Here is a 14,586-nt window from a genome sequence, read left to right as displayed (position 1 = left end):
GTTCCGCATCGACGTCATGGCATCCACTGCCCGCCCGACACCGAAATGAGCTGGCCGGTGACATGTTTGGCGGCGGGCGAACACAGAAAGGCCACCACCCCGGCCACGTCCTCCGGCTCACCGATTTTTCCGGTCACTGTCGTCTGGCGCATCTGCGCCAGCTCGTCGGACGTCTTACGCGACAACAGCCACGGCGTCGCGGTGGTGCCGACCACCACAGTGTTGACCCGGATCCCATGCACACCGAGCTGAACGGCCATCAGCCGGCTCAGCCCTTCAACACCGGCCTTGGCGGCCGCGTAGGCCGGCGGCCCGGTGCGCACCCCGTGGGCCGACACCGAGCTAACGTTCACGATGGCCCCGCCGCCGTGGGCGACCATCTGCCGGGCGGCGACCTGCGCCATGACGAAGGTGCCCTTGAGATTGACGTCGACGATGCGGTCCCAGTCCTCGTCCGTCTGTTCGAGAAAAGTGCCGGGCAGCGTCATACCCGCGTTGTTGACCAACGCCCGGACGGGCCCGTACCGGTCGGCCAACCCGCTCAGCGCGTCCTCGACCGCGCTACGGTCCGTGATCGACAGGTTCATCGGGACGAGCAATCCCGATTTCGCCTCATCCGAATCCGCCGCGCGCGCAATGGCCTTCGCGTTCACATCGATCGCGGCCACCCGGTACCCGCTGCACATGAGCGCGGCCACAATCGATTCACCGATGCCTCGCGCTCCCCCGGTGACGACCGCGAGCGGACGGGAATCACCCGACACGCTTGCCACCTCCCCGCCCCGGTCCGGACGTTGCGACGGTGCGCTCGATCGCGGCGATCGAGGGCCGCACCAACTCCACGGATTCGGCCATCAATTGCGACAACTCACCCCGGCCACCGGCGGCGACCCACGAATCGATCGCGGCGCGGTTGGCGGCGTTGATCAGCGTGGCGGCCAGCCGAGGCCGCAAGTCCGGTTGGGTTTCGCTGCCCAGCCAGCGCGCCACCTCGGCGGTGAGCTGATCGATCCAGTCCTCGTTGATCCGCAGCATGGTCGCGCGCAGCGCCGGCAGGCTGTGATACATCCGCGCGCGGACCAAAAACATGTCGGGCTGATCGACTATCGCTTGCGCTACCGCCATCGACGTCTCGGCGAGGGCGTCGCACAACGAGTCCGATCGCGCGGCGCGGAAGCGGCGGATCGCCTCCTGCAGCCGCTCGGCGTAGCCGTCGAACAGGATGTCTTCCTTGCTGGCGAAGTGATGGAAGAACGTGCGCGGCGCGACCCCGGCCGCCGCCGAGATCTGGTCGACGGTGGTCCCCTCGTAGCCCTGAGTGGTGAACAGCTCGATCGCGGCATGGATGAGCGCCTGCCTGTTGCGCAATCCGCGGGCCCGTCGTTGGTCCATGCTCACGCCCCTGCCAGCGTGGCGGTTCCGGAGCTCAGGGCGACGGCGTCACCCTGCAACGTCCGGAAACGCACCGAACCTTCGGCTCGCCAGATCTCCGTCCGCAGCGGGGCATCGAGCTTCACCTGCTTGGAGAACCGGCAGCCCAAGGATGTCAGCGACCGGGGGTCCCCGTCACCGATCCGGTCGATCACCGCCCGCGCGGCGAACCCGAGCGTGCACAGCCCGTGCAGGAAGACGTCGTCGAAGCCGTACCTGCGGGCCGCCTCCGGGTCGATGTGCAGCTGGTTGCGGTCACCCGAGAGGCGGTAGAGGGCGGCCTGCTCGGGCCGGACGACGTCGTCGAATATCGCGTCCGGCGGCCCGTCGGGGTCCGGTTCGGCGGCGGGCCCACGGTCGCCGCCGAATCCCCCCGCACCGAGGACCATGGTCTGGGACTTGGCGACGAACACGGTCCCGTCCGGATCGGCGCCCCGGCTGGTCAACTCGACGGCCGCGTGCTTGCCCTTGTCCCACACCGCCGACACCTCGGCCTGCACCGACATTTCCCCGCCGGCGCCGATCGGCCGACGCAGCTCCAGCGATTGCGCGGAGTGCACGATCGGATACGTGCCCAGATCGAGCACACTGCGCAGGTCCTTGACCGCCCACCAGTTGGCCACCAGGGCGAACGTCGGCAGCACATCGGGACCGCAAGCCTCGTTGAGCAGCCCCAGCTCGGACGGCGGACGGGCGCCCACCCCCAAGGCGTACAGGATCACGTCGGTCTCGCACCAGCGGAAGGTGCTCGGCGGCAACGCGGTTCCGACCGCGGAGTCGAACAGAGCCACGGCACTCCCTACTAAACGGATTGACGATATGTGTTCAATCGTGCATTATTGTGGCAGTCAGTGCAACTACTTTTATCGACGGACAGCGGGAGGGACCGACATGAAGTTCGGCGTGTTCATCCTCGGCGACAAGCCCAACCACCTCAGCGAGCGGGAGGTGCTGGCCAACGTGCTCGAGGAGGCGCGCTGGGCGGAGGAACTCGGCTACGACGAGATCTGGCTGGCCGAACACCACTTCTCCCCCTACGGCATGCTCCCGGACCTGCCCCAAGTGGCGACCGCCATCGCCGCGCAGACCGAGCGCATCCGCATCGGTACGGCCTGCATGGTGGCGCCCTTCCACGAGCCGATTCAGTTGGCCGAACGGATCGCCTTGGTCGACGTCCTGTCCGGCGGGCGCTTCGACGCCGGCTTTGGGCGCGGCTATCAGGCGCACGAGTTCAAGGGCTTCGGCATCTCGATGGAGGAGGCCACCGGCCGATACCAGGAGTGCGTGGAGATCGTCAGCCGCCTCCTGACCGAAGAGAACGTCAGCTTCCACGGCAAGTACTTCCATCTCGAGGACGTCACGATCTATCCGCGGCCGGCGCAGCAGCCGATCCCCGTGTGGGGCACCGTGATGAAGACGCCGTCCAGCTTCGAATGGCTCGCCGAGAAGGGGTTCGGCGCGATCATCGGAAACCCCTATCAGGTCGACCCCGATCTGCAGGGGGCCCTGGACATCTACCTGAAGGTGCAGTCGGAAAAGGGACTCGACGCCGCCACCGGCCACGTGTGGGCGCTGCTCAACGCCTTCTGCCACCAGGACGACGCGTTCGCCCGGAGCTACCCGCGGGAAAGCGTCGAGCTCTCCATTCAGACCCATCGAAAGTATTCGAGCCCGTTCGAGCGCGGCGGCGAGATACCGGCCGACTACAAGGCCTATTCGGACTGGTTCGAAAAACACGACAAGCAAAGCTACGAACAGGTGCTGAATTCGCACCTCACGCTGATGGGTGACCCGGACCGCATCGTCGAGAAGATGCGCACCGTCATCGACATGGGCTGGCGCAACATCATTTTGCGCATGTCGCGCGGCGGCGCCATGGATCGCACAAAGGTATACGAGTCGATGAAGTTGTTCGCCCAAGAGGTGATCCCCGCGGCGACCGAGCTCGCGGCAGCCGCGGCTTGAGCCAGCAACTCGCCGACCGCATCCGCGCGGTCCTCGCCCTCGACCCGCGAGCGCCCGCGATCGAGTACGAGGGCCGGTGGGTGGATTGGCAGCATTTGTCGGACATCGCCGCGGGCGTTCAAACGTCTTTGAGGCGAGCTGGTTTGGGGGAGGGATCCCCCGTCGGGCTGGTGCTGCGCAATCATCCCGCGATGGTCGGGGCCCTGCTCGGCGTGCTGCTGACCGGCGGTTGCGTGGTCACGATCAACCCGTCACAGGGCGACGCCGGGCTCTGCGCGGACATCCGGGGGCTGCGGTTGCCCGCGGTGGTGGCGTTGCAGGCTGACTGGGAGCGCGCCGGAGTCGTCGACGCCGCCACCGGATCGCTGGGCGTTCGGGTATCGAGTGACGTGGCCGTTGTGGACGGGCTGGAACATCCCGGACCGGGCCCGTTTCGACCGCCCCGCGAAGGCGTCGCCGTCGAGATGCTGACGAGTGGCACCACGGGTCCGCCGAAGCGAATACCGCTGTCCTACAGCTCTTTCAAGCACACCGTCGCAGCGGCGGGCGCGCATTACAGTGTTGGCGCCGGGCAGGACGCCGAACTGAGACTGCGTTCGGGTGTCGCCATCGTCTCCTCTCCCCTGGTGCACATGTCCGGGCTGTTCCGCACCCTGCTCAACATTTGCGAGGGAAGAAAGATCGCGCTCCTGGAGCGATTCCGGGTTCCCGACTTCGTCGATTTGCTACTCCGGCACCGCCCGAAGGCCGTGAGCCTGGTGCCGTCGGCGATGGCGATGGTGCTCGACGCCGGGGTGGATCCGGATGCCTTCTCGAGCATCGAGGTGGTGACCTCGGGTACCGCGCATCTGCCGGTCGACGTGCAGACCAGGTTCGAGTGTCGCTACGGCGTCGCGGTGCTGCCGTCCTACGGGGCAACGGAATTCGCCGGCGGCGTGGCCGGGTGGAACCTCCAGTTGCACCGGCAGTGGGCCACCCTTAAACGCGGAAGCGTGGGGCGCCCGCAGCGCGGCCGGGAGATCCGTGTCATGTCCCTCGAGGACGACACGGAGATGCCGCCCGGTGAGCAGGGCCGCATCGAGGTTCGCACCACGGGCGGGGACTGGGTGCGGACCACCGACCTCGGCCGGGTCGACGCCGACGGTTTCGTGTTCATCGACGGGCGCACGGACGACGTCATCATTCGCGGGGGTTTCAAGGTCAATCCGGCCGAGATCGTCGGTGTGCTCCGGAGCCATCCGGCGGTCCGCGATGCCGGCGTGATCGGCCTGCCCGATGAACGGCTCGGCCAGGTGCCGGTCGCGGCGGTCGAGTTGACCGAGGGCGCGCGCGCCACGCCGGAGGACCTGCTCGCGTACGCGCGCGAACGATTGAGCCGGTACTACGTCCCGGCCCGCCTGGTCATCGTTGAGGAGTTGCCCCGCACGCCGTCGCTCAAGGTCAGTCAACCCGCGCTGCGCGAAATCTTCGAAGGGACAGGAATTTGACGACCCGAGGTGTGGCCGCGATTGTCGGTGTGGCCGACGAGGTTTCGGCGAGCGGGGTGATCGACGTTCCCCTGCGCGAGCTCGAGGCGCGCGTCATCACCGCCGCCCTGGCCGATGCGGGTTTGTCGCTGCGCGACGTCGACGGGCTGTGCACCTGCACCGGCGGAACGCTGATGCATTCGGTGGAGCTGGCCGAGTACCTGGGCATAGCCCCCCGCTTCACCGACGCGACGCAGACCGGCGGCGCCAGCTACGGGTTGTACGTCGAGCACGCCGCCGCGGCGATCGCGGCCGGCGAGGCCGAGACCGTGGTGATCGTCTACGCCTCGACCCCGCGTGCCGCGCGCAAGCGTGGCGAAAAAGGCCTCGGAGTGTTCGCCACCCCCGAGCGACTCGAATGGGAGACGCCGTTCGGGGTGATGCTCCCGATCAGCGCCTACGCGCTAGCCGCCAACCGGCACATGGCGACGTACGGGACGACGGCCGAACAACTGGCGCAGATCGCCGTCGACACCCGGCGGTGGGCCGCGCTGAACGAGCGGGCTCACCTGCGCGAGGCGATCAGCGTGCAGGACGTGCTGAACTCAGGCTTCCTCGCCGAACCGTTGCACAAACTCGAGTGCTGTTTGGTCACCGACGGCGCCGCGGCGCTGGTGGTCACGAGCGCCGAGCGCGCCCGCGACCTGGCCAAGCCGCCGGCATTCGTTCTGGGTGCGGCGTCGGCGGCCTCGCACGCGATGATCTCCCAGATGCCCGATCTCACCGTCACGCCCGGGGCGGTTTCCGGGCCCGCCGCGTTCAGGACCGCCGGCCTCAAACCGGTCGACATCGACGTGGTCGAGCTCTACGACTCGTTCACCATCACGGTGTTGCTGGCGCTCGAAGATCTGGGCTTCTGCGGAAAGGGCGAAGGCGGCGCTTTCGTCGCGGACGGCGCATTGGGACCCGGCGGTGCCCTGCCCGGCCAGACGTCGGGCGGCGGCCTCGCCTACACCCACCCCGGGGCGTTCGGGGCCTTCCTGCTCGTCGAGGCCACGCGCCAGTTGCGCGGCGAATGCGGCGAACGTCAGGTCCCGGAAGCGAAAACGGCTGTCGCGCACGGCACCGGCGGGGTTCTCTCGGCCACGTCGACCGTGATTCTGGGAACGGGGGCCACGCTGTGACTGATACGCTGCCGGTCCCCGAGCCCAGCCCGGCGTCCGCACCCTTCTGGGACGCGACCCGTCGTCACGAGCTGACCGTCCAACGATGCGAGTCGTGCGCGCGGCTGGTCTGGTACCCGCGGTTCGTCTGCCCGCGCTGCGGCGGGTCGTCGCTGGTGTGGGAGAAGTTGAGCGGTGACGGGGTCGTCTACGCGGTAAGCGTGCACCACCGCGCCGCGCTCCCCGCACTCGCCGACAAGGTGCCGTATTCAGTGGTGCTCGTCGATCTGGACGAAGGCGTCCGCATGATGTCGAACGTGTTCGGTCGCCCTCCCGCGGTCGGTGATCGTGTCGCCGTGGCGTGGGTGCCGCTCGCGGACGGCCGTAACCTCGCTGTCTTCGAGCCGAAGTGAGTCCCGATAGCGCCCTGCGGCGCACCCGCGAAGAGCTCGTGCTACGACACGTGGCGGCCGAGAATGCGCGAGACCTGGAGGCGGCGATGGCTACCTTCACCCGTCCCCGCTACGAGATCATCCCTACGGGAACCGTTTTCGACGGGGACGAGGCGGTCCGCGCAATGTTGTTGCAACAGTGGGCGGATCTCCCCATGCTGCGATATGCCGCGGAGGCGATCTACCACGGGGACAACGGTCTGGCCGTGGAGACCAGAACGAGCGCACCCGGCACACCGCTCGACATGTTGAGCGTCAACCTCTTCGGCTTCCGCGGGCCGGATCTGGTTCTGGAACGTTGCTATTTCGACCGGATGCTGCTCGCTGCGCAGCTCGATGCGGTCCGCGCGCCCTAGCCGATCGACGCGCGCCGGTCTTCGGTCGCATCGACGACGACCCTGCGGTGCACGATCCGCCACCGCCCCTCACCGTCGAGCGAATACTTGTCCAGGTAGCGGATGTGCATGACGTGGTTTCGACCGTCCGGCTCGCCACCACGAAAGTGATTGGCAGTGCAGTAAATTTCGCCGACCGCAGACTTCCCCTCGATGACATACAGGCCCTGGCCGATGAGGTGGGCCGTGCGCGGCCACCGCGCGACGATGCCGATTATCCGTTGGATCTCGTCGTGACCGGTCAGCGTGCCCGGTTCGCGCCCGGGCCTTTCGACGAGCATGGAAGCGTTGGGCGCGAACACCGCCAGGAGCGCGTCGCGGTCTCGGCGATCGACCGCCGCCGCGTACTTGCGGGACAGCGCTTCGAGTTCCGCATGGGGAACTGCGCGCGAGATATCCATCTGCTTCCCGTGCCGGTCGGATAGAGACCCCAGACGATACCGCCCGGCGTTGTCGGCTCAGCGGCCGGCGGTTTCGGTGCGCGCCTCGCCGGAGATTCGTGCGCCGAAGCGTGGCACGGTGACGAGATCACTGCCGTGTGCCTCGTTGACGGCACGCTGCAGCGGTATCAGCAGCGGCACGAAGAGGAGTTGGTCGGCAACCATCGGCGTCAGCAGCCGGTTGTGCACGAAAGCGAAAGAGCTCTTGGTAACCGGGTCGGCCCAGCCGATGGTCCCGCCCAGGCCGGCATGTCCAAAGCCCCGCAGTAAGCCCGGCACCGGTGATCCGTGGTAGCCCAGGTGAAATGACATCGGGAAGAAGACGTTGAGGTCCGGCCGCAAGCTGCGCCTGGCCGTGAGCGACGCGACCAATTCCTCCGAGAGGAACCGCTGCCCGTCGATATTTCCACCGTTGCTGAGCGCTCCGTACATCTTGGCCAGCCCCCGCGCGGTCACCACCGCGTTCACGGCGGGAATCTCGCTGTCCAGCAACGCCATGTCGCCCTGCACCAGCGAGGTGATACCGGGTACGTAGGTCGCACCGAGCGGGCCCGGAACCGGCAGTCTGGCCATCAGCGAGATGAGCCGGCCGAGCACCGGGCCGCCCGAGAAGCGTTGCGGGAACATCGTTTGCGCGGCCTTCGTGGGAGCGTCGGCCGGCGGCCGCCCCAGGTGAATGCCGTCGGTGTCCAGTGGTCCCGCGATCTCCGTGCGGAACAGCTCCCGCATGCCCTTGCCGGTGATCGCGCGGGCCAATCCGGATGCCAACCATCCGAACGTAAACGCGTGATACGCCGCCCGGCCGGCGAGGCGGTCAACCGGCGCCGCGGCCAGCCGCTCTTCCATGAACCGGTGATCGAGCAACTGCTCGGTGGTGATTGTCCCGAGCCGGGACAGGCCCGTCGTGTGACGCATCATGTCACGCACGGCGATGTCGGCCTTACCGTTGGCGCCGAACTCGGGCCAGTAGTGGGCGATGGGGTCGTCGTAGGACAGCAACCCACGGTCGGCGAGCCGGTGCAGGACCGTCGACGCCACGCCCTTGCCCGCGGAGAAGACCATCGCGCCGGTGTCCGCAGACCAGGGCACCCGCCCCTCGCGATCCGACCAGCCGGTCCACACGTCGACTACGGGTTGTCCATCGACATAGACGGACAGCGCCCCGCCGCCATAGCGTGGGCCGGGAAACAGCGTGGCGAAGGTTTTCACGGCGCAGGCAAATCGAGGGTCGGCGGCACCGTGCACGTGGGTGGGCAGATCATCACCGGCCCGCAGGGCTGGTCGCTCGGGCATCGCGGTCGAAGTTCTCCTCAACTGGCGCTTGAGTCGCCCCATCGGACGACTGAACAGATATCGTCATATTGTATTGTATGCTCGTCGGCGGAGTGCACATCGCGAAGGAGTGGTGATGGCCACGCAAGTAGACACTGGAACCCGGGCCCTGAGCAGCGACCATGCCGTCGAGTTGTACCGACTGATGAGCAAGGTGCACCACAGCGACCAGCGCGTCCGAAAGGGCCTGTCTTCCGGTGAAATCGCGATGAGCTACTGGCCGGTGGACGGCCAGGAGGCGATGTCGGCCGGGGCCGCGCTCGCCCTGTCAAGCAGCGACCAACTGGTCACCACCTATCGCGGACTCGGCGACGTGGTGGCCAAGGGCATCGACCTGCCCGGGTATTTCGCCGAGATCTTGGGCCGCGGCACCGGTCTGTCGAAGGGCAAGGCCGGCGCCATGGGCATCTACGACCCCGAGCACGGGATCGCGTGGACAACCGGCATCGTCGGCGCGGGCCCGCTGATCGCGAACGGGATCGCATTGGCGGAGGCCATCAAGGGCAGTGACCGCGTGGTTCTGGTGAGCTTCGGCGACGGGGCGACCAGCATCGGCTACGTCCACGAGGCAATGAACATGGCGGCGCTGTGGGCGCTTCCGGTGGTGTTCTTCTGCCAGAACAACGCGTGGGCCGAATGCACACCCGTCGCCGGCTACACCCGCACGACGCAATTGTCCGACCGGGCCGCGGGCTACGCGATGCCCGGCGTCACGGTCGACGGCACGGACCCGCACGCGGTGTACCGGGCCGTGGCCGAGGCCGCCGGGCGCGCACGGTCCGGAGCGGGCCCGTCGTTCGTCGAAGCGGTCGCCTACCGATTGCAGGGGCACTACTTCGGCGACCAGATGCCCTACGCCGACCCCGACGAACTGGCCGCCAAGCGCGCCGACCCGCCCTTCGCCCGGTATCGGCGGCAGCTCATCGACGCGGGTCTGGCCGATGAGGCCGACCTCGATCGCATCGACGCGGATCTCATTGCCGAGATCGACGCAGCCTTCACCGCCGCGCGCGACGCCGAGTTCCCCGACGCCGACGAACTGACCCGCGACGTGTTCGCCGCGCACGGCGTCGAGATCGCGGCACCGGTGACAGAACGTGCCGCGATTCCCGAGGGCGAAACGGAGACCCTCGGCCTCGTGCAGGCGATTCACCGCACGCTGGACCGCGCGATGGCGGCCGACGATTCGATCGTGCTCCTCGGGGAGGACATCGCCGACCCGTCGGGCGGCATGTTCAAGATCACCGCCGGGCTGTCGACGAAGTACGGCAGCCACCGGGTGCGCGACACTCCGATCGCCGAGTCCTCGATCATCGGCGCCGCCGTGGGTGCGGCGTTGGGCGGGCTGCGGCCGGTTGCGGAGCTGATGTTCGTGGACTTTCTCGGTGTGGCCATGGACCAGATCGCCAACCACGCAGCCAAGATCCGCTACATGTCCGGTGGCCGGCAGGGCGCCCCGATGGTCATCCGCGCCATGGTGGGCACAGCGGCCGGCCCGCAACACTCCCAGGCCTTCGAGGTCTGGGCGATGCACACACCGGGCATCAAGGTCGTGTGGCCCAGCACCGCCGCCGACGCGGCCGGGTTGCTCAATGCCTGCCTGGCAGAACAGGATCCATGCTTGTTCATCGAGTCGATGAAGCTGTACTACGGCGGCGGCAAGGGACCGGTGCCGACGGCCGACTACCTGATCCCGCTCGGCCAGGCCGACATCAAACGCGCCGGCACCGACGTCACGATCTGCACCTACGGCAGCCTGGTGCATGCCGCCCTGGCCGCCGCTGAACAGCTTGCAGCCGAGGGTGTTTCGGTGGAGGTGGTCGACCTGCGCACCCTGGTGCCGCTGGATCTGGCCACCATCCTCGAATCAGTCCGCAAAACCCGCCGTCTGGTCGTCGCACACGAGTCCGTCGGATTCTGCGGCCCGGGAGCCGAAATCGCCGCAGCCGTCGGGACGGAGCTTTTCGGCGTGCTGGCGAGTCCCATCCAGCGGGTGGCCGGCACCTACACACCGGTGCCGCGGGCGGCGACACTGGAAGCCGCCTGCCGCCCGGACGCCGCGCGACTCGTCGAAGCGGTCAGGGGGATCGTGTGACGGAGGTGCGGATGCCGAAGCCGGGTGACGCGATCACCGAAGCGGAGGTCACCGAGATCTACGTGGCGGACGGCGCCCACGTCTCCGAGGGCGATGCGCTCTACCAGATCGCCACCGACAAGGTCGAGATGGACGTCGAGGCGCCCGCCAGTGGCATCGTCACCTGGAAAATCAGCGCCGGGGCAAGCTATGACGTCGGTGAACTGCTCGCCGTGATCGAGGCACGGTGAGCACGCTCCCGAAGTCCGTCGATGTCGACCTCAGTGCCGCCGAGCTCCACGGCAGGATCGACGGCGACACGCTGACCGTCACCATCAACCGACCGGAGAAAAAGAACGCCGTCACCGCCGACGGCTATCACGGGATCAAAAGGGCGGCGATGATCGTCGCCGACGAACCGGACCTGAACTTCCTGGTGATCACCGGCACGGGCGACGTGTTCTGCGCGGGCGGCGACATGAACGCCGTGCAGAATGCCGATCGCGGGTGGGATGCGTTCACCGAGTCCTACGACGGCACGCCGTTCGAAACACTCGGCAAGATACCGAAACTCGTCGTCTGCGCCGTCAACGGCATCGCCATGGGTGGCGGGTTAGTGATGACCCTGTTCGCCGATCTGGTTGTTGCCTCCGATCGCGCCCGGTTTCGGGTCCCGGACCTCACCCGCGGCGTGTACGAGGCGTTCGTCGCGGCGCGCTTGCCACAGCGGCTGGGCACGCTGAGGGCTAATCACCTTATCTACGGCAATGATTGGATCGACGCGCAAGAGGCCGAGCGTCTCGGACTGGTCGGCAAGGTCGTCGCGCACGACTCCCTTGGGTCGGAAGTCGATGCGTTGCTCGAGCGTGTCCGTAAGACCGGCCCCACCGCCCGCGCGGCCGTCAAACGCGAGATGGCGCGCGCGCTACCACCCGTCGACGTGACGGGCTACTGGTCTTCAATAGGAACCGCCGAACAGATCGAGGCCTTCACGGCGTTCCTGCAGAAGCGATCTCCTGATTGGGCGGTCAACCGCGATCGGGACGCGTTCGTTGAGACCCGACGGTCGGCGTGGCTGGCGCCGCACGAGGATGGCTGACTGCCCATGACCGAGCTACCGCAGGGCACGTCGGAACTGACCGGGTGCGAGGAGATCCTCGTGGCCGCCGACGGTCCCGTCCGGATCGTGACGCTGAACAACCCCGACGACGCCAACGCGGTCAACAACACGATGCACACGGCATTTACCAGACTGTGGGCGGACCTCGCTGAGGATGCCGACGCGCGGGCGGTGCTGATCACCGGCACCGGTGACTACTTCTCCGCCGGCGGAAACCTGGTGGAGTGGCTGGAAACCCACGTCAACAATCCGGTCACTCGCCGTGCCGGGATGCGCGACGCCCGACGCATCGTGCGCGACATGATCGACTTTCCGCTGCCCGTCGTCGCCGCCGTCAACGGGCCCGCGGTCGGCTTCGGGTGCAGCATCGCGGTCTTGTGCGACATCGTCCTGATGTCCGACCGGGCGTTCTTCGCCGATACACATGTCGCGAGCGGGCTGGTGGCCGGCGATGGCGGGTCGGTGCTCTGGCCGCTGCTGATGAGCCTGCTGAAGGCCAAGGAGTACCTGATGCTCGGCGAACGCATCAAGGCCGACAAGGCCGTCGAGTTGGGCCTGGCCAACCGGGTCGTGCCGCACGCGGAGATCAAGCAGGAGGGGCTGTCGATTGCAAACCGTCTGGCCGCGTTACCACCACGGGCCGTGCAGGATACGAAGCGGACGTTGAACCTGCACGCCCAGCGCGCGATCACCGGCATCCTCGAATACGGGATCTCCGCAGAGACTGAGTGTTTCACCACGCCGGAACACCGGGCCGCCATCGACAACTTCCTCGGCCGCAAGTGACAGCAAACGATCCGTTGATCCGCCGCGAGGACCGCGACGGCATAGCCCTCCTGCTGCTCAACCGGCCGCGACAGCGCAACGCTCTGCGCTACGAGTCGTGGACCGAACTGTCGGAGGTGCTTGACGGCGTCGTCGCGGATGACGTTCGCGGCGTTGTGCTCGCGGGTGCGGACGGGTTCTTCTGCGCGGGTGGCGATTTGAAGACCGGGCCGGCACATGGCAGCGGCCCGCTGGGCCCGGCGGGGCGCGTCGAACACGCGCAACGGGTGATGGAGCAGATTCGAGCGGTGCCGGTGCCGACCCTTGCCGCGGTCGAGGGCGCGGCCATCGGCCTCGGGTGGAGCCTGGCCCTGTCGTGCGACCTCGTGGTGTGCGCGTCCGACGCCTACTTCGCCGCGCCGTTCGTGGCCCGCGCCGTGGTCCCAGACGGCGGGCTGGCGTGGCGCCTGACCCAGCAGCTCGGGCGGCACCGCGCGGCGTCGTTGCTGCTACGCGGAATCCGCCTCTCGGCGGGAGACGCCGAGCGGCTGGGGCTGGTCACCGATGTGGTGGAGCCGGGTTCGGCGATCGCGCGGGCGGTCTTCATCGCCGATGAGCTCGGCCGAGCCGACGCCGGGGCGGTCGAAATGACCAAGCGGCTGATCAATTCGGCCGAGGCCGCTCAGCTCGCCGCCTTTCATCCGCTCGAGCTGGCGATGGCGACCGTGGCGCAACAACGTTCGGCGGCCGCCGACGGACGGGCCGCCTACTCCTGACATCAGCGCGGCATCCCCAGACCGACCGTCGAAATCAGGTCGCGCTGAATCTCGCTGGTACCGCCGCCGATCGTGTGAAGCAGGGACAGCAAGAGGCCTTCCGAAAAGTGCCCGTCGAGCACGGCGCCGGGGTCATCCGGCATGAGTCCGCCTGCCGGACCGAGGATTTGGGCTCCGAGCCCGCGCAACTCGGCCGTCAGTTCGGAGTGGTACAACTTCGACAACGACGGCAGCGTGGGGTCAAGCGCCCCGGCCGCCTGCAGGTGCGCCACGCGGTACGACAGGGCGCGGCCCACCTCGACGCGTTCGACGGCGCGGGCCAGCGCGATGCGGTTGGCCGGATCGGACAGGGGGTCGTGCGCCGAGCCCTTCTGCGCGTGGCACCAGTCGACGAGCTCATCGAGATAGCGCTGCGCCTGGGCCGCCCTGGTGATGTTCGACCGTTCGGCGTCAAGCAGCGCCTTACCGACTTTCCACCCCTCCCCCTCGGCCCCGACGAGGTTGGCGGCGGGCACGCGCACACCGTCGAAGAACTCCTCGGCGAAGGTCGGGTAACCGGTCATGGACCGGATGGGCCGACGGGTGATCCCGTGACTTTCTAGGTCGACGAGGAAGAACGAGATGCCGGACTGGCGCTTGTCCGCCACGGGCGAGGTGCGGGCCAGCACGAAGATCCAGTCGGCGAGCACGCCATTGCTGGTCCAGGTCTTCTGGCCGTCCAAGACGTACTCGTCGCCGTCTCGGCGGGCCGTCATGCGCAGCGACGCCAGGTCCGAGCCGGCCTCCGGCTCCGAATAACCCTGCGCCCACATGCGTTCCGAACGCGCAATGGCGGGCAGGTGCTCCGCCTTCTGTTCGGGTGTCCCGTATTTGAACAGCACCGGCGCGAGCATGTTGACCCCGTTGGTGTTCACCAGCGGGGCGCCCGCATAGGCTAGCTCCTCGCGAATGATCACCTGCTCGACGATCCCGCGTCCGCCGCCCTCGTACTCGGCGGGCCAATGCGGCACAAACCAGCCCCGCGCGTGCAGCTTCTTGCAGAATGCGACCGCACGCTCGTGGGCGTCGCGCGGTAGGTAGTCGGGATTGGCCGCGGTGCGCCGGAATTCGTCCGGGAGATTGGCTGCCAGCCACTCGCGGATTGAGGCCCGCAGTGACTCGGCGCTCTCATCACAGCCGAAGCGAATGATCGGTTTCAAAGGCATGG

General features: G+C 67.8%; 16 protein-coding genes. 10 read left to right on the top strand and 6 right to left on the bottom strand.

Annotated elements, in window-relative coordinates; genetic code table 11:
- Window positions 1-14: 14 nt before the first annotated feature.
- Genes N415_RS21265 through N415_RS21255 form a run of 3 tightly spaced genes read right to left on the bottom strand, consistent with a single transcriptional unit; the run spans window position 15 to window position 2,222 of the window.
- Window positions 15-764: an SDR family oxidoreductase gene (locus N415_RS21265; protein ID WP_068186446.1), complete on the bottom strand. Its 750-nt coding sequence runs from the start codon at window positions 762-764 to the stop codon at window positions 15-17.
- On the bottom strand, window positions 754-1,392 hold the full coding sequence (locus tag N415_RS21260; protein WP_068186443.1) for a TetR/AcrR family transcriptional regulator: 639 nt from the start codon (window positions 1,390-1,392) through the stop codon (window positions 754-756). Before N415_RS21260 ends, N415_RS21265 begins: the two co-directional genes overlap by 11 nt.
- 2 nt (window positions 1,393-1,394) lie before the next feature.
- On the bottom strand, window positions 1,395-2,222 hold the full coding sequence (locus N415_RS21255; protein WP_068186441.1) for a MaoC/PaaZ C-terminal domain-containing protein: 828 nt from the start codon (window positions 2,220-2,222) through the stop codon (window positions 1,395-1,397).
- Window positions 2,223-2,322: 100 nt separating this feature from the next.
- Between N415_RS21255 and N415_RS21250 the strand changes: the two genes are divergently transcribed.
- From N415_RS21250 to N415_RS21230, 5 genes are read left to right on the top strand one after another with little or no spacing between them, the layout of a single operon-like run.
- Entirely contained in the window at window positions 2,323-3,396 is a 1,074-nt protein-coding gene (locus N415_RS21250; protein WP_068186439.1) for an LLM class flavin-dependent oxidoreductase, read from the top strand.
- A complete protein-coding gene (locus tag N415_RS21245) occupies window positions 3,393-4,883 on the top strand; it encodes a class I adenylate-forming enzyme family protein (protein ID WP_068186437.1) in 1,491 nt (496 codons plus the stop codon). The genes N415_RS21250 and N415_RS21245 overlap by 4 nt, the downstream gene beginning before the upstream one ends.
- Window positions 4,880-6,046 (top strand): acetyl-CoA acetyltransferase, encoded by a 1,167-nt coding sequence (locus N415_RS21240; RefSeq protein WP_068186435.1) that lies wholly within the window; start codon window positions 4,880-4,882, stop codon window positions 6,044-6,046. Before N415_RS21245 ends, N415_RS21240 begins: the two co-directional genes overlap by 4 nt.
- Entirely contained in the window at window positions 6,043-6,438 is a 396-nt protein-coding gene (locus N415_RS21235; RefSeq protein WP_068186433.1) for an OB-fold domain-containing protein, read from the top strand. The genes N415_RS21240 and N415_RS21235 overlap by 4 nt, the downstream gene beginning before the upstream one ends.
- Window positions 6,435-6,833, top strand: a complete 399-nt coding sequence (locus N415_RS21230) for a nuclear transport factor 2 family protein (RefSeq protein WP_068186431.1) — start codon at window positions 6,435-6,437, stop codon at window positions 6,831-6,833. The genes N415_RS21235 and N415_RS21230 overlap by 4 nt, the downstream gene beginning before the upstream one ends.
- Here the strand turns inward: N415_RS21230 and N415_RS21225 are convergent.
- Together N415_RS21225 and N415_RS21220 are read right to left on the bottom strand one after the other, a co-directional pair.
- Complete coding sequence (locus tag N415_RS21225; RefSeq protein ID WP_068186429.1) at window positions 6,830-7,273, bottom strand: nuclear transport factor 2 family protein; 444 nt, start codon at window positions 7,271-7,273, stop codon at window positions 6,830-6,832. The two genes, N415_RS21230 and N415_RS21225, sit on opposite strands and share 4 nt — an antisense overlap.
- A gap of 57 nt (window positions 7,274-7,330) precedes the next feature.
- Window positions 7,331-8,605 (bottom strand): serine hydrolase domain-containing protein, encoded by a 1,275-nt coding sequence (locus tag N415_RS21220; RefSeq protein ID WP_068186427.1) that lies wholly within the window; start codon window positions 8,603-8,605, stop codon window positions 7,331-7,333.
- 115 nt (window positions 8,606-8,720) lie between these two features.
- On the opposite strand from N415_RS21220, the gene N415_RS21215 reads away from it, so the two are divergent.
- The 5 genes from N415_RS21215 to N415_RS21195 are packed head-to-tail and all read left to right on the top strand — an operon-like array spanning window position 8,721 to window position 13,379.
- On the top strand, window positions 8,721-10,739 hold the full coding sequence (locus N415_RS21215; protein ID WP_081665405.1) for an alpha-ketoacid dehydrogenase subunit alpha/beta: 2,019 nt from the start codon (window positions 8,721-8,723) through the stop codon (window positions 10,737-10,739).
- 11 nt (window positions 10,740-10,750) lie between these two features.
- On the top strand, window positions 10,751-10,969 hold the full coding sequence (locus tag N415_RS21210) for a lipoyl domain-containing protein (protein WP_068186484.1): 219 nt from the start codon (window positions 10,751-10,753) through the stop codon (window positions 10,967-10,969).
- Entirely contained in the window at window positions 10,966-11,817 is an 852-nt protein-coding gene (locus N415_RS21205; RefSeq protein WP_068186423.1) for an enoyl-CoA hydratase/isomerase family protein, read from the top strand. The genes N415_RS21210 and N415_RS21205 overlap by 4 nt, the downstream gene beginning before the upstream one ends.
- 6 nt (window positions 11,818-11,823) lie before the next feature.
- The gene (locus N415_RS21200; RefSeq protein WP_081665397.1) at window positions 11,824-12,624 is read left to right on the top strand and encodes an enoyl-CoA hydratase/isomerase family protein; all 801 of its coding nucleotides are present in this window, start codon (window positions 11,824-11,826) and stop codon (window positions 12,622-12,624) included.
- The gene (locus tag N415_RS21195) at window positions 12,621-13,379 is read left to right on the top strand and encodes an enoyl-CoA hydratase/isomerase family protein (RefSeq protein ID WP_068186421.1); all 759 of its coding nucleotides are present in this window, start codon (window positions 12,621-12,623) and stop codon (window positions 13,377-13,379) included. The genes N415_RS21200 and N415_RS21195 overlap by 4 nt, the downstream gene beginning before the upstream one ends.
- Before the next feature lie 2 nt (window positions 13,380-13,381).
- Here the strand turns inward: N415_RS21195 and N415_RS21190 are convergent, their stop codons facing one another.
- A complete protein-coding gene (locus tag N415_RS21190) occupies window positions 13,382-14,584 on the bottom strand; it encodes an acyl-CoA dehydrogenase family protein (protein ID WP_068186419.1) in 1,203 nt (400 codons plus the stop codon).
- Between the last annotated feature and the right edge of the window lie 2 nt (window positions 14,585-14,586).

The sequence above is a fragment of the Mycobacterium sp. UM_CSW genome (assembly GCF_000455205.1).
Lineage (GTDB): Bacteria > Actinomycetota > Actinomycetes > Mycobacteriales > Mycobacteriaceae > Mycobacterium.
This window is presented reverse-complemented; position numbering and strand designations above follow the sequence as displayed.